This is a genomic window from Ferrimonas senticii DSM 18821 (assembly GCF_000422665.1).
Taxonomy (GTDB): domain Bacteria; phylum Pseudomonadota; class Gammaproteobacteria; order Enterobacterales; family Shewanellaceae; genus Ferrimonas; species Ferrimonas senticii.
In genome coordinates this window covers 140875-163126 of sequence record NZ_AUGM01000008.1, presented here as the reverse complement: position 1 = coordinate 163126, position 22252 = coordinate 140875, and the positions used below count along the sequence as shown (strand labels likewise).

The following is a 22252-nucleotide window of genomic DNA, read 5'->3' as shown; positions in this document are numbered from 1 at the left end:
CCTTGAGCCGGTGTTTTTATTAGCCCTGCAGCGGCAGTAACTGCCAGACCTGATTCAGTGCCGGTAACTTGCCTTTTAGACCACCGGGCTCGGCAAATTTATGCAGCTCGGTAAGCTGATAATCAGCGCCATAATGACGCTGTAACTCAGCTTGATTAAGGCTAAACGGCGGCCCGGTCAGTTGGCTTTGGTCGTAGTTCAAGGTCAGCAGCAGCTGCGGTGGATTGCCGACTAACTGCTGCAGGGTGTGCCGATATTGCTGGCGCATCGGCTCAGGTAGAGCCACCAGCGCGGCACGATCGTAGATGGCATCAATGGTGCCGAGCTGTGCTGCGGTCAATTCAAACAGATCGCCAACCCAGACCGTCAGTTGACCCGCCTGATAACAACGATGATTGCCATGCTGGCTGATGGTTGGCATCAGTTGCAGCTGCTTGAACAGCTGACTTACCGCTACTTCACTTAGCTCGGCCGCGACGACCGCATGACCCTGAGCCAGCAGCCAGCCGATGTCCAAGGTTTTACCGCACAGCGGCACCAATACTCGGGCATCGCTGCTGAGTCCCAAACTTGGCCAAAATTGGCTCAGCTGGGGGTTGATCTCATCTAAGTGAAAACCAATCTGGTTGTTGTCCCACTTGTGCTGCCAAAATGCGGCTTCCATGGCATCCCCTAATTTGCATGTGATTTCAATGCGCTAAGGGTGCCCAGCGAGACTTAGGAAGGCCAATGGATTTAATCGATACCGCTGGCCGGTGAGGCGAGGATCGGTGCCAGTTTTGTTTTGGGTCAATGGCAGCAGTTGGCAACGGCGTAGACTCAATGGCAATGGAGCCGTGCAGAGGGAGCATGTCGATGTTGGCTTTTCGTGGTGGCCGATATGGCCTGGTATGGATATTGGGTATGGTGCTGTGGCTAAGCGGTTGCAGCAGTTCGGCGGTATTTGACGAGCGTCAGCAGTTAGCTGAGCAGGCGATCGTTGGGGTCGATTTTGGCCCAGCGCCAGTGAATTATCAGGCTACTGTGGAGCAGCAGTTGCCGGGTTATGTCACCATCACCAGACCTGAATTTTATGCGCTGCAAATGACTCGGCCGCTGCGCTGGTTTGAAGTGGACCGCCACGGCCAACTAACCCAAGCAAAATGGGCGGTTGAGGTGGCGCTGCCGTGGTACGCCATTCGTTCAACCTTGTTCAGCATTGATGTTACTCCAACCTCGCCGGATTACCGCCCCAACTGGCTTTGGGCTGGTTATGCGTTGTTTGAAGGAGAGCGTTTCGTGGCGTTTTATGAGGATCTGTTTATCGCCAAAGGGATGATGGGGGTTTATATCCTTGATGACAGTGATCAGGTGGTCCACCCAAGCAAAATTGGGTTGTTGCTGGCCGATACCAAGGTTGTTAACAACACCCACCCGATTACCGATAAGCCTGCGCCCGCTAAGGCCGCAGCTAATGACCCCATTACGCCGAGCGCCACTGTGCCACCGTCAACTCTGGCGACGCAATTGCGCGAGCTTAAAGCGTTGCAGCAAGATGGGGTGATTACCCAAGCTGAGTTTGAGGCGAAAAAGAAGCAACTGTTACAGCTTTGACTGGCTAAAGCGCAGTTCGGCGCGGCAGCCGCCTTGGGCTAGATTAACCAATTCAAATTGCCAGCCGTAGCGCTCGCAGATGTCGGTGACGATCATTAAGCCAAGACCATGGCCATCGGCGCTTTTTTCACCAAGGCCGGGGCCATCGTCATCCACCGTCAGACTGTGCTCGGTTAAGGTAACCTGAATGTTGCCGTCGCTACTGGCGCCGATAGCGTTGCGCAGCAGATTGCCAAATACCATCGCCCACAGTGGCCGACTGGCACGGATCTCTGGCTCGCCTTCGACCTGTAAGCTGATAGTAACCGGGTTGCCTAGTGGCGCAGGTTTATTGGCCTCAATCAGTTGTTCAAGCTCTAACTGCTGCAAACTGCGGTAAGGTTCTAAGGTGCGGTGACGCTCATTGCGTACCAGACTCAGCAACCCTTCGACGGTTTCCTCCATCTGATTGGCGGCCGTGGCAATGCGCCGCTGCTGTTTATCAATAAACTGCGCCGGACTGTCCGCTTTAAACAAACTGTTGGCGCCTTTAATCACCGTCAGCGGGGTACGCAATTCGTGGCTGGTGTAGCGGGCAAAGGCTTGCTCGCGTTTGAGCAACCGTGCGCTTTCGCTGCGGTAGTGGTTTAGCTGTTGCAGCAGTTGTTGAAACTCGGCGGCGGCGGATGGCGGCAGCGTAAACGGCGCATCGACCTCGCCATGATGACGAATAAGCTGCTGATTTAAGCTGGCCAAGGGTTTGAATAGATGCCGTGACAGTTTCAGTAGTACCAAGCCAAAAAAGGTCAGTAATAGTAGCGTCGCCAATAAGATAGCGACATTGATTAGGGTGCCTTGCTGTTCGGTGATCTCGATCCCCTCAGAGACTGAAATCAGATAGATTACGTGGCGCTGACCGTCATACTGGTAATGGCTGGTTAGGAAAAAGTACTCCTCTGACGGCAGGATGATTTCCGTTAGTAGCTCGTCGGATTGGCGATACTCCACCGTAACAAAATCCGGTAGATCGGCGGGATTGTTATAGGCAACGGTAACCGCATCCATCTGCAGTGGCCCGCTGGCACCGGTAACGTACTGGGCGATGGCGTAGTCTTTATTGGCTTCCAGATGACGCATCGCTACCGAGTCTTCGGCCCAGTGGATGATCATCAATACCAGTCCTGACAGCGACGCGGCCAAAACCAGCGACAACATGGCAAAAGCCAACCCCAGTTGCGCGACGATAGTGCGGGTCGAGGCTGGTGTGGCGGCAGTTGTCATTATTGCGCCGCCAACTTAAAGCCAATCTTGGGAATGGTGTGCAGCATCGGCGTGGCAAAAGGACGATCCAACTGATTGCGAAGCTGGTAGATGTGACTGCGCAGCGCCTCGTTATTGGGTTCGCTGTCGGGCCACAGGTGCTGGCACAGCGCATCGCGGCTAACCACTTCCGGGGCACTGCGGGCCAGCTTCAGCAAAATTTTAAAGGTGGTTGGGGTTAGGATCAGCGGGATCCCAGCACGGCTGGCGCTGTGGCTGGCGGGATCGATGCGCAGATCGCCCAGATTGACTACCGCCGAGGAGACATTGCCGCGATAGCGTTTGACTAACGCGCTTAAACGGGCGTCTAAGATCGGCAGATCGAAGGGCTTGTTAAGGTAGTCATCGGCACCGTGGGCAAAGCCACTTAAGGTGTCCTGTTGATCCGACAGTGCGGTAAGCATTAGCACTGGGGTGTTGCAACCCTGCTGGCGCAAATGTTTGCAAACCGTCAAACCGTCCATCCGCGGCATCATTAGATCCAGCACAATCACATCAAAATCGTGTTCTAGCGCCAGCGCTAAGCCCAATTCGCCATTGTCGGCGTAATCGATTTCGACCCCTTGGGCCTCAAAATAATCAAAGATAATACCGGCAACATCACGGTTATCTTCAACCAGTAGCATTCGTTGGATCATGGATTGGGTCATGGTCAGGACTCGGCCGTTCAAGATGCCATTACTGGCGTGAAAAAAAGCTCAAAACGCGCTTAGCAGTGATGCCAGTGTACTGCCTCTGAGCCGCAGTCCCAACCGTGAACAAGTTGTGAAGCACAGGGATTTCACAACCGGTTTCGATAATGGCGCCATTAAATCCGAATGAGAGTGCAGCGATGTTGGCGTTAAAAGCGGTGAGCCCGCCCCCCAAACCACCAGTGATCCTGTCGGTGATTGTGCCGATGTACAACGAACAAGCGGTGTTACCCCAATTGCAGCGGCGCTTGACGGCGGTATTGGATGCGCTGCCAGAGCGCTGCGAGATCGTCTTGGTGGACGATGGCTCCAGCGACAACACCTTGGCGTTGGCGCAAGCATTTGATGCCGGCAGTTCGGATCTGCTGGTGCTGGGACTGTCGCGCAACTTCGGTAAAGAGGCGGCCACCAGCGCTGGTTTAAAGCACGCTAATGGCGCGGCAGTGGTGCTGCTGGATGCGGATCTGCAGGACCCGCCAGAACTGATCCCCAGCATGTTGGCGCAGTGGCGCCAAGGCTATGACGTGGTCAATATGCGCCGCCGTCAGCGCCACGGTGAAAGCTGGCTCAAGCGGCAAAGTGCGGCGGCATTTTATCGAGTCTTAAACTGGTTGAGTGACCAACCGATTCCAGAGAATGTTGGTGATTTTCGCTTGCTTAGCCGCCAAGTGGTGGATCACATCAATGAGCTGCCGGAGCGCAATCGCTACATGAAGGGGCTATTTAACTGGCCGGGGTTCAACACCATTACCCTCGACTTTGATCGCGATCCGCGACTGGCTGGTGAGACCAAGTGGAACTACTTCAAGTTGTTCGGTTTGGCCATCGATGGCATCACCGCCTTCAGTATTAAACCGCTGCGCTTGGCGACGCTGGTTGGCAGCTTGTGCGCCGCTTGGGCTTTCAGCTATGGCCTATGGGTGATGTTAAAGACCGCCGTGTGGGGCGAGGTGCTGCAAGGGTATCCAACCATGATGGTGGTGATGCTGGGCCTCGGCGGTATGCAGTTGTTGGCGATCGGGATCCTTGGGGAATACCTTGGCCGGGTTTTTATTGAAGTCAAAGGGCGGCCAAGTTACTTGGTGCAACAAGTGAATCACATTCCGGCCAGTCTGGCGGCACGAGAGCGAGCATTACGATGAAAGGGTTTTGGCAACGTTTTGGCGTGATTGCGGCGCTGGCTTTGTTGGTGCGGTTAGTCAGTTTGCCGTTGTATCCGTTGATGGATACCACCGAAGCGCGCTACGGCAATATGGCGCGGATCATGGCAGAAACCGGTAACTGGTTAACGCCGATGTTTGATTACGGCGTGCCGTTTTGGGGCAAGCCGCCGCTGCACACTTGGGCCAGTGCTGCCGGCATTGAACTGTTTGGGGTTAATGAGCTGGCGGTACGTTTGCCGCACTTTCTGGCAGCGCTGCTGACGCTGGCGTTGATGGCGTGGTTTGCCCGTAAATTGGCGGTATCCGCCAGCGCAACGGTGATGGTGTTAAGCACTACGGTGGTGTTCTCGATCGCCGCTGGGGCGGTGATGACCGATATGCTGCTGACCTTAGGGTTAACCCTAGCGATGGTCGGTTTTTACTGCGGCTGGCATGGTAGCAAAGGGTGGAGTTACGCCGGCTTTGCCGGTTTGGCTATCGGCTTGCTGGCCAAAGGGCCACTGGTAATTGTGCTGATGGGCTTGGCATTGCTGCCGTGGCTAGTTTGGCAACATGGCCTGTTCCGTGGTGTACAGCAGTTGTGGCAACGGTTGCCGCTGCTCAGTGGCCTGGGGTTGATGTTGCTGCTGACGGCACCGTGGTATTGGCTGGCTGAGCAAGCGACCCCTGGCTTTTTGCAGTACTTCTTAGTGGGCGAGCACTTCCTGCGCTTTGTTGATTCCGGTTGGCAGGGGGATCTGTATGGCAGTGCCCACGACCAAACCCGCGGCACCATCTGGATCTACTTTATGTTGGCGGCGTTGCCTTGGTCGCCTTTGTTACTGTGGCTGGGGTGGCGTCATCGTCGTGGCACCATGAGTGATTGGCAAGCGCTGGCGCTGTGTTGGATGTTGGCGCCAATGCTGCTGTTTACCCTTGCTGGCAACATTCTGCCTGCCTATGTGCTGCCGGGGATCCCTGCCATGGCACTGCTGATAGCGGCGGCACTGACCCCAGCGCGACAGCGCTGGTTTGGCAAAGTGGCCCTGACAACACCGCTGCTGCTGGTGATTGCGATTGCGGTATTGTGGCTGCAAACCGCGGAAGAGCGCAGTGATAAAGCGTTGCTGAGTCATCGCAGCGCGGAATTGGTGGATGTTACGCCACTGTACTATTTCGATGAAGTGACCTTTTCCGGGCAGTTTTATTCGGCGGGTAAAGCTCAGTTGCTGCCAACAGAGCCACGGGCCTTAGCGGCGCTGCCAGCTAAGCCATTTTATCTGGTTGGCCGTAATCGTCAGTTGGATCGATTGCCGCGCAGCCTAACCGATAACTGCAGTACGGTTAAGATTGGCAGTCGCCGCTCATTGCTGTTGTGTGGCGAAGTGGCAACGCCATGAATGCGATCACGCCGCGCTGGCATGCCAAGCTGCAGTTTGCCGTAATTGGCTGCTGCGGCTTTGGTGTTGACTGGCTGTTGTTTAATGCCCTACTGCATCTAGGCTGGCCACCGTTAAGCTGTCGTGTGGTCGCTTTTGTCGCGGCAGCGCTCACCACCTTTATCGGTAACCGACTGCTGACCTTTGCTGCGGATGCCGAGCGCTGGCAGCAGCAGGCCGGACGTTATGCGATAACCGTACTGTGTTCTTGCCTACCCAATCTGACGGTATTTACCTTACTGGCGACACTGGGCGGCGATCATTGGTTGGCGCTGCAATTGGCGCTGATTTTGGGGGTGCTGGCGGGGATGGTCAGTAACTGGTGGCTTAGCAGCCGCTGGGTGTTTGTGAAGCGATAAATTCCAACTCGATCGCAGTTTTGCCATTGCATCTTGGTTGATGGGACACCAACCCCGATCTGTCTCTCGGTGGCGGTTGCTAAAACCGTTAGCGTCAGGGGGATTTCAACCAATAGGGAAAACAAACGATGTGGTTAACGACGCTCAGTGCGGCAGAGAGCTTGGCACTGCTGATGGCGCTGCTGGTGGGACTGTGGGCGCTGTTCAGTGGTCAGCGACGCTACGGGGCTGCGGCCACCTTGGGGCTGGGCTTAATTGCGATTGGCTTAACCTTGTCACCGTGGCTGTGGGGCACCCTGTTGTTGCTCTGTATCGCCCTGATTGCGGTGGATTATCTGCCTATTCCGGCGCTGCTGTCGAAGCTGCAAGGGCCGGCGCATAAAGCCCGCCATTGGCGGCAATACCGCCACTACAGTCAATTGGTACTGGCCTTGGCGTTTGGCCTTGCGGCACTGCAATACGTGCTGTTCGTCTGGCAACTGCAACAGGGCGAGGTCACTGTCGCCCGCCCTGATGTGGTTGATGGTTTTCTGCCTCTGGCAGCCCTATTGCAACTGAAAGGGTGGGCGGCCTTAGGCATTTGGGATAGCAATCATCCGGCGGCGCTGGTGATGTTGTTGCTGGCATTTGGCTTGAGCTTGGTGGTCAAGCGCAGCTTTTGCGGTTGGGCTTGTCCGCTGGGCTGGTTTGGCGAGCAGTGGTATCAACTGCGGCGCAAGTTGTGGCGTTTCGAATGGCAGCAGCGTTGGCAGCGACAACAGAGTCGCTGGCCAAAGTGGTTGCAGCAAGGGGCTCGTGTCGGCGTTATCGGCCTCGATTGGACGTTGCGATTAATCAAATACTATCTGCTGTTTCGGGCGGTCAATATGGCCCTTAATGGCTTGCCGGATAATATGCTAGCCCGTTACTTAGCGGGCTATTACCACAAGGCTGCCGATCTGAAGATGTTCGCGCTGTTTATTCAGCCCAGCGACAAAACCCTGATTGGTTTGGCGGTGGTATTGCTGCTGATGGCATTGCTGCGGGGCAGTTTGTGCCGCTACCTGTGTCCATTTGGGGCGCTGATGGCGGTTGCGGGCACCGCCAGTCCTTATAAAGTGCGACGGGATTGCAGCCATTGTTTGCGTGATAGTAAGCAGTTGGATTGCCAAAAGTGCAGCCAAGCCTGCCCATCGCGGATCCGCGTCCATCAGCAGCGCACCGTCTGGAGTGATGAGTGCAACAGCTGCCAGCGCTGCGTCGCCGCTTGTCCTGCCAAAGGGGGCTTGGCGGTGAGCTTGCCGCAACGCTATGCGCCATTAACTCCACGGGCGATGCTGCTGATCCTGATTGGCTTGCTGTTTGTGGTGCCGCTGGTATTGCACAGTTTGGGCTTATGGCAAAGTGAACTGAGTGATGAATTGCGGATCAAACTGTGGCGTCATTTACAGCAGCTGCCGATGTTTTAGGTCGACTGTTGGTTGCTGCGTAATTTGTGAGAGCCCCTCTGCTAGGGGCTTTTTTGTATATTCGGCTGATGAAAACAAGAGATGGCTCATGGTTCTGCAGCGTCAATGGAACCTGTTTACTTAAATTGGCTCTATCGGTTGTTTGTGTTTGAACGGAATTACCATGAGCTTGGCTCGTACTCGTCTGAACTTGGCGTTTCGCCAATTGCTCGCAGAGCAAGATTACCTTGATATCACCGTCGGCCAGATTTTAGCTCAAGCTCAGGTCAGCAAAGCGACCTTCTATCGCCATTATCAGCGCAAGCTGGATCTGTTTATCGAGATGCATCAAGGGCTGATTGCGGCGATGCTGGCGGATTTTCAACAGGCTGAAGATTGGCTATCACTGCAGCCGCCGTCATCGCTGATCCGGCTGAGCCTGCAAGCGGCCAAGAAGGGCGCGCGTCGTAGTACCACCGCCTATCAACTTGGCAGCGATTGGCCATTGGCAACGCGGATGCTTAATCAGGCATTTGCTAATGCCATCGCCGCTCGTTTGCAACAGGCGTTTAGCGAGCCGCAGTGGCGTGATCCGGTCAGTGATGTGGCCAGCTACTTAAGTGTGATGTACATGGATTACATGATGCAGGTGAACCAAATGCCGTCGCCGCAAGCGGCAACGCAAAAGGCGCAATTACTGCAGCGTTATACCCGAGCGATGTTGTTGGAGTCATTGCAGCAATAGCTAGAGGGTCAAAATCGTGACCTTTTTGTTGATTGCTATCGTTGAGACAAACCACAGAGATTGTCTCTTATCGGCCAAGATTAGATGCTCTAAGCTGCGCCCGAGTTTAATCAAAGGACAACATCATGAAATCGATTCTTGCCACCACGCTTACCCTATTTGCTGCCAGCAGCGTTGCCGACATCGCCAACGATAAATTGCCGGAGGTGGCCGGGCTGTATCAACACAACAGCCATCTGATCAGCGCCGGCGCGCCTAAGTCAGAGGACTATGCGCCGTTGGCGACCGCTGGAGTGGATGTGGTGATCAACGTTATCCCGCACGACAGTCAGTGGGACAAAGACAATGGTTTTATTGCCGATCCCATCGCTGCCCGCAAGGCGGGAATGATGCACATCACCGTGCCATTTGATAGCGAAAACCCGGTTGCCACCATGGAGCATTTTATCGGGGTGATGGATCGCCTTAATGCCACCGAAAAAGATGTGCTGGTGCACTGCGCTTTGAACTGGCGCGCTTCCGGCATGGTCTACTTCTACCATGCCATCAAGAACGGCCAAGTGGATAAGTCCGAGTTGGCGCCGTGGGGCGATTTTGAAAAATCGATCGCGTCATCTGCTGGCCTGCAGAAATTCTTTAAAGGGGTGGAGGCGCACTACCACTTACCGGCGTCTTTTTAAGTCGCCTTTCTAAGTAAAACCGTTCACGCCGTTAACTTACCCGAGTTAGCGGCGCTCTGACTTTACCGGCCTTAAGCTGCGCCAGCACCTGCTCGCGGGGGCCGTCACTGACGATGCGGCCGTTGTCCATCACGATAATCCGTTCAGCGACCTCCAACATGGCGATCTTATGGGTGATCAGCAGCAAGGTTTGCTCTGGCGCCAGTTGCTGTAATTGCTGCTTGATGGCGGCTTCGCTGCGGTTGTCCATGGCGCTGGTGGGCTCATCCATCAGCAACACCGGTGGATCGGTCAGCAGCGCCCGAGCGATGGCGATCGCTTGCCGTTGGCCGCCAGAGAGTTGCTGGCCAGCCTCGCCGACTTGGCGATCCAGCCCGGCCGGATCGAGGTTGGCAAACTCACTGACGCCGGCTCGCTGGGCGGCGCGCAGCACTGCTCGGTCGTCGCTGTGGGGGCGACCTAAAATGATGTTGTCGCGGATGCTGCCGTAAAACAGCCCTGGATCTTGCGGGACGCTGGCGATGCTGCGGCGCAGATCATTGGGGTGCAGTTGGCTGATGTCGGTGTCGTCGATGCGAATATGGCCTTGGCTTGGCTGGTACAGACCAAGCAGCAGCCGTTCTACCGTGGTTTTGCCAGAGCCGATGCGACCGATGATCGCCACTTTTTCACCGGGGTTGATGGTGAAGTTAAGGCCCTTGACCGCCGCTTTGTCGCTGCCTGGGTAACCAAAGGCAACCTCATCGAATTGCAACTTCCCCTGCAACAACGGCCGATGCAGATAGCGTTTTTGCTCCGGCTGTTCGTCCGGTAGGGTCATTAGCTGTGCCACGATCTGGTAGGCGCTGCGAGCTTGGTTGTAACGCATCGATAAGCTCGACAACTGCAGCAGTGGCCCAATCGCTTTACCACTGATCATCGAGGCGGCAATCAATCCGCCCATGGTGAGCTGGCCTTGGGCGATCAGATAGACCCCGGCGATGATCATCAGCACCGACGCCAGTTGCTGGCCACTGCCCGCGCTGTTCTGCACCCAGTCGGTTAGCCGTTTGCTTTTCAGTCCCCAAAAACTCATGTGCGCTACCGCTTGTTCCCAGCGATATTGCATCTGCCCTTGGGCACCAAAACGTTTCAAGGTTTCGATGCCGCTTAGCGCTTCGATTAAGGTCGCGTGCTTTTGACTGGCCAGTTTCGATCCCTGTTCGATGCTTTGTCGCAGTTTGCTTTGCAGCAGCGCGCTTTGGATCAGCAGCAAGGTGACGATTACGATTGGTACCAACACCAGCGGTCCGGCCATTAGGTAGATCACCAGTAAAAACAGCAGCGCAAACGGCACATCAATCAGCGTAACGATGGTGGCTGATGCCAGAAAATCGCGGATCGACTCGAACTCCTGCATATGCCGTGCAAAAGCGCCGACCGATGGCGGCCGCGCCTCCATCCGCATCCCCATCACTTTGGCGAAAATCTTGGCGGACAGCAGCAGATCGGATTTTTTGCCGGCCAAATCGACAAAATGGGTGCGCAGCATCTTCAATCCCATATCAAACAGCAGCACCACAATCACCGCGCTGGCCAACACCCACAGCGATTCAAACGCCAAATTGGGTACCACCTTGTCGTACACCAAGCGGGTAAATAGGGGCACCGCCAAGGCGAACAGGTTGATCAGCACCGATGCCAGCAGCACATCCCGATAGATGCTGCTGGAGCGTTTTAAGGTCGACCAAAACCAGTGTTGGCTGCGATCTTCTAAGTCGGCGCTGCGCTGATCGTGCTGAAACAGCGGCTTAAACAGATACAGTTGGCCGTGGTAGTGTTCCGCCAGTTCATCCAAATCGACCCAGCGCTGATTCAGATCGCGGTCCGGTTCGACGATCAACAGTTGTTGGCGCTGCTCATCAAAGCTTAACGCCACGCAACCGCTGCCATCGGTCAGAGGCAGCAGCGCCGGTAAGACGCTCTGTGGTAACTGCTTAAGTGAATAGTCACTGCGGCGACAACTGAGACCTGCGCGTTCTGCCGCCTTGGGCAGTAACGCCAGGGTCAGTACGCCATCGGCCAGCGGTAAGCCGGCTTTTAGGGCATCGGCAGAGTTGGCTAAGCCATGGTGGCGGGCGAGGTAGACCAGACATTGCATCAGTGGATCGGTCATAGCTTTTGCACCTCCAGCCAGGTGTTGGAGACCAAGCCTTGCACCGCATCGACGTGCAAGGTGCGGAACAGCTCCAGTTGTTGTGAATCTTTAACGTCGGTGGCGATGGTGGTCAGATTAAGGTTGTGGGCAGTGCGACAAAGCGAGATCAGCAGGGCGCGCTGATCGTCGTTGTGCAGATCATGGCTGTAAAGGGTATCCAGTTTGACGTAACGGGGCGGCGGCAACTCGGTCAGATAATCGATGGTGGTCAGGTAACGGCCGAAATGGTCAATGCCGAAACCAAAGCCGGTACCATCGAGCAGTTCGCAGGCCAAAATCGCTTGGTCACGGTGGCGATACAGCGCCGCTTCGGAGATCTCAAACAGCAACTTATCGGCCAGCTTCTGGTGGCGTTTTAAGGTTCGTTGCAACCAGCGTAAAAAGCCGCTGTCGCACAGGCTAGCGCTGCACAGGTTGAGCGCCAGTGGCTGATTGGGATTGTTGCTTAAATGCTTAAGGGTTTGCTCGATGACAAAGCGATCTAGGCCGCTGGTTTTGCCAAGGCTCTCTAAAGCGGGAACAAAAGCGCTGGCCGGGTAAAACTGGCCGTTGTCGTGAAGTTGGCAAAAAAGCTCAAAATGCAGCAGTTCGCCATCAAGGTTGATGCAAGCTTGTTGGTCAAATTCCAGTTGGTGGTTGACGATCGCCTGTTCGACCCGCTGTAACCACTGTTTGCGGCCAAGGGTGCTGCTGTGCGGTTGGTGGTTGACCACCAGTGCCCGCTGATTGGGGTTATCTAAGGCTTGCAGATGCAGTTTGTCGATTTGTGCCAGCATCTCGCTGCGATCCGAGGGGGCATCGCTGTAAAGCATCGCCAGCGTCGCCTCCGGGGTAGCTAACCCCAACGGATCGACGCTGATCCGATTAAGTTGGTCGAGGATGGCATTGCTGACAGCGGTCAACTCCTCTTCGGGAAAGTCGGTCAGCAGCAGGATCAGTTCGTTGTTTTTTAATCGAGCGAGAGTGCAGCTTATGTCCTCTGGCAACACGCTGCTGATCCCCTGTTGCAGTTCGTTGATGGTCTGTTTGTAACGATCAGGATCGCTACTTAGTTGCGTCAGTGCTGGCACGGTCATCAATCCCAGTACCCCGGAATTTTGATTGTTGCACCAGCGTTCAATGCTGGCGCAGATCAGTTCGCGGTTGCCGATGCCGGTGAGTGGATCGGTGTACAGATCTTGCTTGAGTCGATTGGCCTCGGCCGCCTGTTCTTTGAAGAGCTTGTTAAAATGCTTAGCAACAATCGCAAACGCCTGTTCAACTTGGGCAAATTCGCGAGTGCTGGCGCGACCTTCGGTGGCGGGTAGCGGGCGATGTTCAGTCAATGCCTGGCTTTGGCGACAGAGCCCTTGCAGCGGTCGCAGCAGCCGCTTTAACTGCCAAGCCAGCAACAGCCCAAACAGCAGCAAAGTGAGTGCTAACGCCAACAGCAGCGACTGCATCGATTGCCATAAGTATTGGTAGGCGACCCCTTGATCGCCGCTGAGCTCAACCGTTGCTAGCGGCCGCCATTCTAAGTCGATCTGCTGCTTGACGCTGATGCTATCAAACAGCCGTAACTGTTGTAGCCACGCTGGCGCGTTGCCGGGGGAGTTGACCGCTGGACTTTGCCATAGCACGCTGCCATCCATCCGTTTAACGATCAATTGTCGATATTGGCCGGCATTAAAAAATGCGGTCAACGCAACCTCTAGCTGCACTTGATCGTCTAGTTGAATCAGTGGCTTGCTGGCTTCGGCGATGTTGTTCAAGGCAGCGAACAGTTGCAGATGTTGCTGTTGAACAATGAAATCCCGTTGACCGCGCAGCTGCGCCAAAGCCACCAGCAGCGTTAGCAGCACCAGGGCGCCGAAAAAGAGGGTCATCAGCTGGCGGAATAGGCTCATCGGACAGTTCCTTGGGCAAATGGCAGTTGCAGTTTTGGCAGTCGTGGCTGGTCGCGGTGTTGCAGTTGCTGCCATTGACTGAAGTTGTTGATGTTGCCGACTGACTGGCTTTGAAAACGGTTGACGTTAAGCCACAGTTGGGCGGCATTGAAGCTAAACACTGGGGTCAGGTCAGGCCGTTTATCGGCGCTTAAGATGGCCGGGTTGAGGTTATCCAGCAGCAGCGGGATGGCGTCCGGTTTGGGGTAGTAGGCCAACACCATGTGGTACTCCTGCAGTTGTTCGGCTTTGACGTACACCAACCGCAGCTGCTGTGGGGCGATCCCCAGTTGCAGCAGCGCATCAAACTTGGCGATGCTAAAGTCTTCACAATCGCCGCCACCGGCACCGACAAACTCAGCCGTGGTAGCCCAGTAGTCGTTGCTGCCCCATAGCGCTTGATCCGTAAGACTTTGCATCTGATTAGCCAAATCATTAACCCGTTGCAGTTGCGTGCTGGTGGCTAACGACTGCCACTGTTGCAGTTGTTGCTGCCAGTGTTGCAAACGGGCGCTGGCGGCGGCGCCGTAACGTTGCGCCACCACCTCGTGCATCGACTGGGCCAACAGCGGTGCGGTGAACAGTAAGCAAAGCAGCCAACCCCAGTGCCTATTGCGGATCGACACTGTTGATGTGCCAACGCATCACTGGTGTCGATTGCTGGCTGAGGTAGCGGATCTCAACACGGCGGTTGTTGCGATGATCCTGTTCGCTGTCACCGCTGAATTTCAGCTCCATTTCGCCGCGATAGTCGCTGCTGATCCGCTGTGGGTTGATGCCCCCATCCAGTAGAGCCTGTTTAACGTTGTCGACCCGCCGCTTTGACAGCGCCAGATTGTATTCGGCGCTGGCGACGGCGCTGGTGTGACCCACCAAGGTGATGGTCATCTTCGGCTCGGCATTAAGCCGTGCTAGGGCATCGTCAATGGCGTGGCGTTGATCGGCGCGGATCTGGTCGCGGTCATTATCGAAAAAGACGATGCTGGGCACCGTGGTGTCGCGGGCTAAGGCATCGCCGCAGCCGCTGTTGTTGACTGAGGCGCCCGTCAGGGTTTGGCCGCAGTCGTCGCGCTGATTGATCACGCCATCGAGGTCGTTATCGAACAGATCGGCGGCTTGGGTGTAGTTTGGGGGCGGATCGGCCTGCATGCTGCACCCGCTAACGAGCAGGGCGACAGCGACGAGGGCGAGCCGATTGTGAACGTGCTTATGCATGGTAATTACCTCCGGCTCTCGGTCCAAGGTTCAGGGACGGTTAGGCGCAGCGCATCCAGCAATACGCCGGTGGCGTTAAGTACCCGATAGCGCGCTTCGATTTCGGCGTACTCGGCATCCAGATAAGCGCTTTGGGCTTCAAACAGTTCATTTTCGGTATTGAGCAGATCCAGCAGGGTGCGTTTGCCGATATCAAACTGCTTGTTGTAGGCATCAACGGTGCTGGCAGCGGCTTCCACATGGCCTTGCAGGTAACCCAGTTGGCGGTTGGTAAATTGCCACGCATTCCAAGCCAGTCGAGTGCCTTCGTCCAGTTGGCGGATGGCATCGTCACGAATGTCTTTAGCGATCCCAACCTGATAGGCCAAGCGCTTTACTTCGGCGTGATTGGCAAAGCCGTTGAATAGGTTGTAACGTAGCCGCAGCATCACACTGAAGTCATCTTGGCGGTCGCGGCGGCCGTTGGTCTCCTCCTCCCAGGTTTGTTTCACCTCGACAAACAATTCTGGGTAGAAGTTACTTTTGGCGACCTCGCGCTCAGCGTGGGCGGCATCAATGTCTTGGGTTGCCAGCTTAATAGTAGGGTTGCCGGCACGGGCAATGCCGATCGCTTCTTCGATGCTGCTGGGCAGAAATTCGGCATCTACCTCGGGGCGGATGAGCTCTGCCGGCAGTTCGCCGACGACGCGCAGGTACTCCTCCTCGGCGTCATGCCAGTTGTTTTCTGCAGCCAGTAAATTGGCATTGGCTTCGGCAAGGCGAGCGCTGATCTGCGACAGATCGGCACTGGTGCCGATCCCTTGATCGGTGCGCCGCTGAATGTCATCGAAGATCCGCTGATGGCTGTCGCGATTGGCAGTCGACAGTTGGTAGGTTTGTTGGGTTCGCAGCAACGCCAAATAAACTTCGGCAACCCGCAGGGCAAGATCTTCCGCGTCGGACAGCAGTTGATAGCGTTGGGCTTCGGCTTCGGCGCGACTGCGGCTGGTGTTCTCGCTGATCTCAAACCCTTGGAATAGGTATTGGCGCAGCGTCAGGCTGACGTCCCATGGATCAAAGTCTTGATCGTTGCCGGGTAGGTTGGTGCTGTCATTATCGAGATTTTGATAGCCGATGCCGGCATCCAAGTCGAGGCTGGGTAGATAACCGCTTTGGGCTTCGCGGATCGCCTCACTGCGGCTTTGCAGTTCATTAAATTCGCGCATGATCTGCGGATTGCTGCCAATGGTCAGTGCCACCTGCTGTTCCAGAGACCGAGGTTCGGCTAGGGCTGGTGCCATCAATGTAACGGAGATGGCTGCCGCAACTAAGGCAGTTCGAGTTGTCATTGGGGCTCCTTTCACAGTTCTCTTAGCGCGGTTTGCGAGGCAACCCGCATCGGTTTGGTGAGGTAATCCAGCACCGTGCGTTTGCCGCTGATGATGTCTACCGAAGCAGTCATCCCGGGGATAATGGCAAATTGCTGGTTGTGACCTAGGTGATTGGCGCTGGTGCGCACTCGCACCAGATAAAAGGGGTTGCCCTCTTCATCGATGATGGTATCGGCGCTGATGTGTTCCAGCGTGCCATTGAGGCCGCCGTAGCGCGTGAAGTCGTAGGCACTGAGTTTGACGATCGAGCTTAAGCCTGGCCGTAAAAAGGCGATGTCTTGAGGGGCGATCTTGGCTTCAATGAGCAGGTTGTCGTCGCTAGGCACGATCTCAATCAGATCGGCACCGGGCTGAATCACCCCGCCGATGGTATTGATGTGGATGGTTTGGACGATGCCGCTAACCGGCGAAGTCACTTGGGTACGCTTTACCTTATCGGCTAGATCGATGCGTCGTTCATTCATCGCCGCCAGTTCGCCCTCGACTTGGTTGAGTGAGGCTTGGCGCTCGCTGATAAAACTGGTGAGTGCTTCATCGCGGCGAAATACCGCTTCATTGGTGCCGGCTTTGAGGCTGGGCAACTGCAGTTTAACGGTATTGAGTTCGCGCAGGGTGTCGTTGGTTTGCCGCTGCAGCTTTAGGATCTCAACCTGCGAAACCACCCCTTCGTCGGCCAGTGGTTTGGTTAGGTCATATTCGCTTTTGGCTAGGCGGTAGGATTGGCGCAGGTTAGCCACTCGCGCATCGGCTTCCAGATAATCCTGTTGGCGCTGCTGGATCTGTTGTTCCAGCTGCCGTACTTGGTTTCGCAAGTTGCCCAGCGCACTTTGGTATTCCGCCTGTTGGCGGCGGATCAGCGCCTGCTTATGGGCGGGCCAATCGTCGGGAAAATTCAACTGCCCTAGGGTGATTGCGGCGCGCGGTTGGCTGGTTGACGATTGGTTGGCAGTGATCACCGCTGCTAGCTCGGCTTTTAGGCGGATGGCTTGGGCTTGCAGTTCCAATTGCTGTTGTTCGCGTTCGCGATAGTCAGCCTGAAAGCGAGTGTCGTCGATCACCATCAGCAGTTGCCCAGCAGCAACGCTTTGACCCTCTTTCACCAGCAGTTGATCCAGCAGTCCACCTTCAAGGTTTTGCACCACTTGCATCTGTGCTGATGGGATCACTTTGCCCTCGCCAGAGGTCACCGTATCTAACTGGCTGTGGTTGGCCCACAGCAACGCGGCTAGCAGAAACAGCAACAACAGCCACAACAAGTAGCGACCAGCTTTTGGGGACTCAATCAACAGCGCCATTTGCGCATCGTTAATGAAGTCGGCATCGTCCTTGTGCGGGCTAGGCTCGGTGTTGCTAGCGGTGTTGTTAGCGGTATTGGTTGGCTGCCTCATGATATCTCATCCGTGAGCGATCATGAGGTGAGTGTAGTCAAAGGCGTTGGCTGATAATTCAGCAACCTTGTTGATATTGCACGGCAGTTTGCAGGACTACGCCCAATTCAGCATTCGCTGACTGAGATAGCTCAGCATTAGCTGACCGATATAGCTCAGTGTTAGCTGACGGACGTAGTTCAGCGGTCGTTGCAGGTCACAGCAGTGGCATCTGCCCTAGGGCTTGCGCGCTGGCGGTTGGCGATCGTTGCTGCATCAATTCGGTCACGTTATCTAACTGGCTAAGCTGGCATTTTAGTTGGCTGAATTTGTCAGCGTCGGCGGCCGCGCCAGCAAAGCGGCGACCTTGCTGCAACGCCAGCGTGGCCACACTGCCATCCAACAGCAGCGGATCTATCACCAATTCGTCAGCGCTAGAGCATTGTTGCAGCAGTGGTTCTAACAGCCCGTGCGGAAACTGGGCGGTATCGCTGGCCAGTTCAAACAGCAGTTGTTGCTGTTGCCATGCCGCCGGTGGTCGGCCTTTGCGCAGATGCAAGAGCAGTCGTTGCTTGATGTTGCCACGACGGTTTTTCAGCTGCACCACCCGCAGTGGCCCCAGGCGAAAGTCTGCGGCTTGCGCCAATAACTGCATCGCCGCCAGCTGTGGCGGATTGAGCAAAATAAAACACTCTCGATCCGGTTTAAGCACCCGGTGCAGTTCCAGTAGCAATAGGCCAAAACCGGATTGCGGTGTCAGTTGCAGCCAGCTGTTATGAAATGAGCCGCGGTTGTGGTGACGCAGGCTGGCCAGCGGTTGCTGGTTATCGGCGAGAGCAAAAGCCGCCATGGCAACGGATTGACTGCCAAGACCGCTGAGCCAATCACAGGGGGGTTGGTGACGAAGCTGATAGGTAGACATCATTTTATATGTATAGGCATACAGTGTTTTGGTTATATCTCAACCACTGTGTAGATGTCCATGCTTTTGTCGTTATCAGCGGCGATTACTCATCAGCTAAATGCGACAACGCCGAGCGCTGCATTGCAGGCTCGGCGTTGTTGAGATCCGTTAACTAATTCGGATTACTTTACGGTGTTCTTGTACAGCTCATTAAAGCTACGCAGGTACAAGGCCGACCAGCCTTTGATAAAGACTTTCATAGGTTCGCTCCAGGTTAGCGCTATTGTTGCTTTGCGGTTGTTGAGCGGCAGCGCTCAAACAGTGCTGTTGCTCAGATGGCGCGCAGTTTAGGGGCGAGTGGCTTACCAATCAAACTAGAAAAGTCATTATTTGTTCCATAGATTTTCTAATCTGAAATCGCGACTAAACATCACACCGTAGCGGCTCATGTCTGCTTTTTCTGGGCAACGCTCATGCCGTGATCAAGGTAAAACAAATGCAGCTTAGGTTGCGGTATTGTTGCACTGCTGTGGCGCTGAATTTGGTTTTAGTCTGCAGTTATCAATATGGGTGCGTGATCTTTGTCACGCTGCTGTTTTTGTGTTCGCTGGCGTCAGCTTTCAAATGTGGCGATTGTCACATAATGTTTTGATTTTGATTTGTTTAAATGTGCGCCATGTCGCGGATTTAATTTAAATCTATCGGCAGGGAAAAAAGCTAGTGCTGGTAATGTTATAAATAACCATGAAATTTGTCTGGAAACGATTTTGATCTCAGTCAAATCTCGCTGGGTTTGGTCCTAGTGGCCCGATCCTATCTGTTATAACCGAGGTGTTTGCAGCAACCGCCGATGTTCGACCGCCACAAATTTGTTGGCACTTCCCCCCCTCGAAGTCGACTCGTGCAATTTGCTGCTTGCCCACTTGGCCCTGTTCGGTTGTTAGTCACTAAAATTAGCCATACACCTGCGTTACCCGTGTTGCCATGGCCAATGGCAAGGCGGTGTTAAGGAGAACGCCCAATGATCATCGATGAAGTCGTCGATCTGTCGCGGTTACAGTTCGCTCTTACGGCGATGTACCACTTCATTTTCGTCCCGCTCACTCTGGGGATGACCTTCCTGCTTGCCATCATGGAATCCTGTTATGTGATGACCGGCAAGCAAGTCTATAAAGACATGTGTAAGTACTGGGGCAAGTTGTTCGCCATCAACTTTGCGCTGGGGGTGACCACCGGTGTCACCATGGAGTTCCAGTTCGGCACCAACTGGGCTTATTACGCCCATTACGTCGGCGATATCTTCGGTGCGCCTTTGGCAATCGAAGGTCTGATGGCGTTCTTCCTTGAATCCACTCTGATCGGTTTGATGTTCTTTGGCTGGGACCGCCTATCCAAAGTGCAGCATTTGGCCGTGACCTGGTTAGTGGCACTTGGCTCTAACCTGTCGGCGCTGTGGATTTTGATTGCCAACGGCTGGATGCAAAACCCAGTGGGCAGCGAATTCAACTACGAAACCATGCGCATGGAGATGGCGTCGTTCGCCGATCTGATCTTCAACCCAGTGGCGCAGGTGAAATTCGTGCACACCGTGGCGTCTGGCTATGTGACTGGTGCCATCTTCGTATTGGCGATCAGCTCTTACTTCCTGCTGAAAGGTCGCGATCTGGCCTTTGCTCGTCGTTCCTTCTCGATTGCTGCAGCCTTTGGTATGGCGTCTATCGTATCGGTGATCATCCTTGGCGATGAATCCGGCTACGAGATGGGCGACGTGCAGAAAGTGAAACTGGCGGCGGTGGAAGCGGAATTCGAAACCCACCCAGCACCAGCGGCCTTTACCGCGTTTGGTATTCCCGATAGCGACAACGAAACCGTCGACTTCGCGGTGCGCATCCCTTACCTGATGGGGATCATCGCCACTCGTTCGCTGGACGAACAGGTGATGGGCATCAAAGACATTAAAGTTGAGAACGAAGGGCGTATTCGTAACGGTATGCAGGCGTACGCGCTGTTGATCAAACTGCGTAACGACACCATCACTGATGCTGAGCGTCAGCAGTACGAACTGCTGAAAAAAGACCTGGGTTACGGGTTGCTGTTGAAGCGCTACATCGACGATGTATCGCAAGCGGACGAAAGCATGATCGCCAAAGCGGTGGATGATTCTATCCCAGCGGTCGGGCCGATGTTCTGGACCTTCCGAGTGATGGTTGGCCTTGGTGTGGTGATGCTGGTACTGATCGGTTTGGCGTTCTGGCAAGCCTGCAAGCAGAAGGTGGATGAAAAGCCATGGCTGCTTAAAGGTCTGCTGTTTGCCCTGCCATTCCCGTGGATCGCCATCATGTGTGGTTGGTTTGTGGCGGAATATGGCCGTCAGCCTTGGACTATTGCCGAGGTGCTGCCAACCTACATGTCGGCGTCCAGCTTGTCTGAAGGCGATCTGATCTTCTCGATTGCGGTGATCTCGCTGTTCTACACCGCGGCGATGGTGGTGGAGATGTTCTTGATGATCCGCTTTGCTCGCTTGGGTCCAAGCAGCCTGAAAACCGGCCGCTACCACTTTGAAAGCGGCGTTGCCAAAGATGATAACTTCGATGCGGCCTTGACTGCTTCCGGTAAGGAGACTCCAAGCCATGTTTGATTATGAATCACTGCGCCTGATCTGGTGGGCACTGGTCGTCGTGCTGATGATCGGTTTCGCCGTGACCGATGGCTTCGATATGGGTGTTGGCGCACTGCTGCCATTCATCGGTAAAACCGATAATGAACGTCGGGTTATGATCAACTCCATCGCCCCGCACTGGGACGGTAACCAAGTGTGGTTGATCACCGCCGGTGGCGCGCTGTTTGCGGCGTGGCCAATGGTGTTTGGTGCAGCCTTCTCCGGCTTCTACATCGCCATGGTTATTACCCTGTTTGCCCTGTGGTTCCGCCCAATCGGTTTTGATTACCGTTCTAAGATTGAAGATCCACGCTGGCGTACCGCTTGGGACTGGGGTCTGTTCTTGGGTGGCTTCATTCCACCGGTGATCATCGGCGTGGCGTTTGGCAACCTGTTCCAAGGCGTGCCGTTCTACTACGACGAGTGGATGCGTAACTACTACGACGGCGGTTTCTTTGGTCTGCTGAACCCATACGGCCTGCTGGCAGGGGTAATGTGTTTTGCGATGCTGACCATGCACGGTGCGGCGTGGCTGCAGATGAAGACCGAAGGGGCACTGCTTAAGCGTGCACAAGCGGCGGCGATGTTGTTCGCGCTGCTGTCCTCGGCGCTGTTCATCATCGGCGGCATCTGGCTGGTCAGCTTTATTGATGGTTACGTGATCACCTCGGCCATCGATACCATGGCACCATCCAACCCGTTGACTAAGACCGTGGAACTGCAAGCCGGTGCGTGGCTGAACAACTTCAGCAACTACCCAGTGCTGTACATCGCGCCACTGCTGGCTGCTGGCGGTCCTCTGCTGGTGATTGCGATGAGCAAAATCGGTCGTCACGGTTGGGCGTTCCTGTGCTCTGCATTGGCGATTACTGGGATGATCGTTACCGCGTCGGTATCGCTGTTCCCATTTGTAATGCCATCGTCCAAGAACCCAAGCCAGTCGCTGACCATGTGGGATGCCACTAGCTCGGAGATGACGCTGAACGTGATGTTGATTGCTGCGGCGATCTTCGTGCCAATCGTATTGGGCTACACCGCGTGGAGTTACTACAAGATGTTCGGTCGGGTGACTGAGTCGCACATCGAACAGAACTCCAACTCGCTTTACTAAGTCACAGGGAACAGAACTATGTGGTATTTCGTTTGGTTTCTAGGAATATTGCTGGCTTGTGCCTTTGGCATCATCAATGCCTTGTGGTTAGAAGCGCAGGAAGCTCTAGATAAAGAAGACGACTGAGC

Annotated in this window: 20 protein-coding genes; 10 read left to right on the top strand and 10 right to left on the bottom strand. The window is 55.1% G+C overall.

What is annotated here, in order from left to right; genetic code table 11:
* Positions 1-19: 19 nt before the first annotated feature.
* A complete protein-coding gene (gene tmpT / locus G506_RS0107660) occupies positions 20-664 on the bottom strand; it encodes a thiopurine S-methyltransferase (RefSeq protein ID WP_028116351.1) in 645 nt (214 codons plus the stop codon).
* 191 nt (positions 665-855) lie between these two features.
* Here tmpT and G506_RS21090 point away from each other — a divergent pair, with 191 nt between their 5' ends.
* A complete protein-coding gene (locus tag G506_RS21090) occupies positions 856-1593 on the top strand; it encodes an SHOCT domain-containing protein (protein WP_205619486.1) in 738 nt (245 codons plus the stop codon).
* Here the strand turns inward: G506_RS21090 and G506_RS0107650 are convergent.
* Together G506_RS0107650 and G506_RS0107645 are read right to left on the bottom strand one after the other, a co-directional pair.
* Entirely contained in the window at positions 1582-2853 is a 1272-nt protein-coding gene (locus G506_RS0107650) for a sensor histidine kinase (protein ID WP_028116349.1), read from the bottom strand. The genes G506_RS21090 and G506_RS0107650 overlap by 12 nt on opposite strands.
* Positions 2853-3542, bottom strand: coding sequence for a response regulator transcription factor (locus G506_RS0107645; RefSeq protein ID WP_240473398.1), 690 nt, complete (start codon positions 3540-3542; stop codon positions 2853-2855). The genes G506_RS0107650 and G506_RS0107645 overlap by 1 nt, the downstream gene beginning before the upstream one ends.
* A gap of 149 nt (positions 3543-3691) precedes the next feature.
* Between G506_RS0107645 and G506_RS0107640 the strand changes: the two genes are divergently transcribed.
* The 6 genes from G506_RS0107640 to G506_RS0107615 all read left to right on the top strand — a co-directional run bounded on the left by G506_RS0107640 (position 3692) and on the right by G506_RS0107615 (position 9376).
* Complete coding sequence (locus G506_RS0107640) at positions 3692-4726, top strand: glycosyltransferase family 2 protein (protein ID WP_240473397.1); 1035 nt, start codon at positions 3692-3694, stop codon at positions 4724-4726.
* Positions 4723-6126, top strand: coding sequence for an ArnT family glycosyltransferase (locus tag G506_RS0107635; protein ID WP_051201984.1), 1404 nt, complete (start codon positions 4723-4725; stop codon positions 6124-6126). The genes G506_RS0107640 and G506_RS0107635 overlap by 4 nt, the downstream gene beginning before the upstream one ends.
* The gene (locus G506_RS0107630; RefSeq protein WP_028116345.1) at positions 6123-6524 is read left to right on the top strand and encodes a GtrA family protein; all 402 of its coding nucleotides are present in this window, start codon (positions 6123-6125) and stop codon (positions 6522-6524) included. Before G506_RS0107635 ends, G506_RS0107630 begins: the two co-directional genes overlap by 4 nt.
* Positions 6525-6652: 128 nt before the next feature.
* Positions 6653-7972 carry a 4Fe-4S binding protein gene (locus G506_RS0107625; protein WP_028116344.1) on the top strand — a complete coding sequence of 440 codons (1320 nt, stop codon included), beginning with the start codon at positions 6653-6655 and terminating at the stop codon, positions 7970-7972.
* 163 nt (positions 7973-8135) lie between these two features.
* Complete coding sequence (locus G506_RS0107620; protein ID WP_028116343.1) at positions 8136-8696, top strand: TetR/AcrR family transcriptional regulator; 561 nt, start codon at positions 8136-8138, stop codon at positions 8694-8696.
* A gap of 125 nt (positions 8697-8821) precedes the next feature.
* Entirely contained in the window at positions 8822-9376 is a 555-nt protein-coding gene (locus G506_RS0107615; RefSeq protein WP_028116342.1) for a protein-tyrosine phosphatase family protein, read from the top strand.
* 31 nt (positions 9377-9407) lie between these two features.
* Here the strand turns inward: G506_RS0107615 and G506_RS0107610 are convergent, their stop codons facing one another.
* The 7 genes from G506_RS0107610 to G506_RS0107580 form a co-directional block, all read right to left on the bottom strand.
* Entirely contained in the window at positions 9408-11531 is a 2124-nt protein-coding gene (locus G506_RS0107610; protein WP_028116341.1) for a type I secretion system permease/ATPase, read from the bottom strand.
* Positions 11528-13459 carry a bifunctional diguanylate cyclase/phosphodiesterase gene (locus G506_RS0107605; RefSeq protein WP_028116340.1) on the bottom strand — a complete coding sequence of 644 codons (1932 nt, stop codon included), beginning with the start codon at positions 13457-13459 and terminating at the stop codon, positions 11528-11530. The genes G506_RS0107610 and G506_RS0107605 overlap by 4 nt, the downstream gene beginning before the upstream one ends.
* Positions 13456-14124 carry a transglutaminase-like cysteine peptidase gene (locus G506_RS0107600; RefSeq protein WP_028116339.1) on the bottom strand — a complete coding sequence of 223 codons (669 nt, stop codon included), beginning with the start codon at positions 14122-14124 and terminating at the stop codon, positions 13456-13458. The genes G506_RS0107605 and G506_RS0107600 overlap by 4 nt, the downstream gene beginning before the upstream one ends.
* Complete coding sequence (locus G506_RS19180; RefSeq protein WP_051201983.1) at positions 14108-14647, bottom strand: OmpA family protein; 540 nt, start codon at positions 14645-14647, stop codon at positions 14108-14110. The genes G506_RS0107600 and G506_RS19180 overlap by 17 nt, the downstream gene beginning before the upstream one ends.
* A 71-nt stretch (positions 14648-14718) precedes the next feature.
* Positions 14719-16041: a TolC family outer membrane protein gene (locus G506_RS0107590; protein WP_028116338.1), complete on the bottom strand. Its 1323-nt coding sequence runs from the start codon at positions 16039-16041 to the stop codon at positions 14719-14721.
* 11 nt (positions 16042-16052) lie between these two features.
* Positions 16053-17471 carry an HlyD family type I secretion periplasmic adaptor subunit gene (locus G506_RS19175; RefSeq protein WP_051201982.1) on the bottom strand — a complete coding sequence of 473 codons (1419 nt, stop codon included), beginning with the start codon at positions 17469-17471 and terminating at the stop codon, positions 16053-16055.
* 196 nt (positions 17472-17667) lie between these two features.
* Positions 17668-18375 (bottom strand): hypothetical protein, encoded by a 708-nt coding sequence (locus G506_RS0107580; protein WP_156904839.1) that lies wholly within the window; start codon positions 18373-18375, stop codon positions 17668-17670.
* A 1000-nt stretch (positions 18376-19375) separates the two neighbouring features.
* Here G506_RS0107580 and G506_RS0107575 point away from each other — a divergent pair.
* The 3 genes from G506_RS0107575 to cydX are packed head-to-tail and all read left to right on the top strand — an operon-like array spanning position 19376 to position 22250.
* Entirely contained in the window at positions 19376-20992 is a 1617-nt protein-coding gene (locus tag G506_RS0107575; protein WP_028116336.1) for a cytochrome ubiquinol oxidase subunit I, read from the top strand.
* On the top strand, positions 20985-22124 hold the full coding sequence (gene cydB, locus G506_RS0107570) for a cytochrome d ubiquinol oxidase subunit II (protein WP_028116335.1): 1140 nt from the start codon (positions 20985-20987) through the stop codon (positions 22122-22124). Before G506_RS0107575 ends, cydB begins: the two co-directional genes overlap by 8 nt.
* Before the next feature lie 18 nt (positions 22125-22142).
* Positions 22143-22250: a cytochrome bd-I oxidase subunit CydX gene (cydX, locus tag G506_RS20675; RefSeq protein ID WP_028116334.1), complete on the top strand. Its 108-nt coding sequence runs from the start codon at positions 22143-22145 to the stop codon at positions 22248-22250.
* Positions 22251-22252 lie beyond the last annotated feature (2 nt).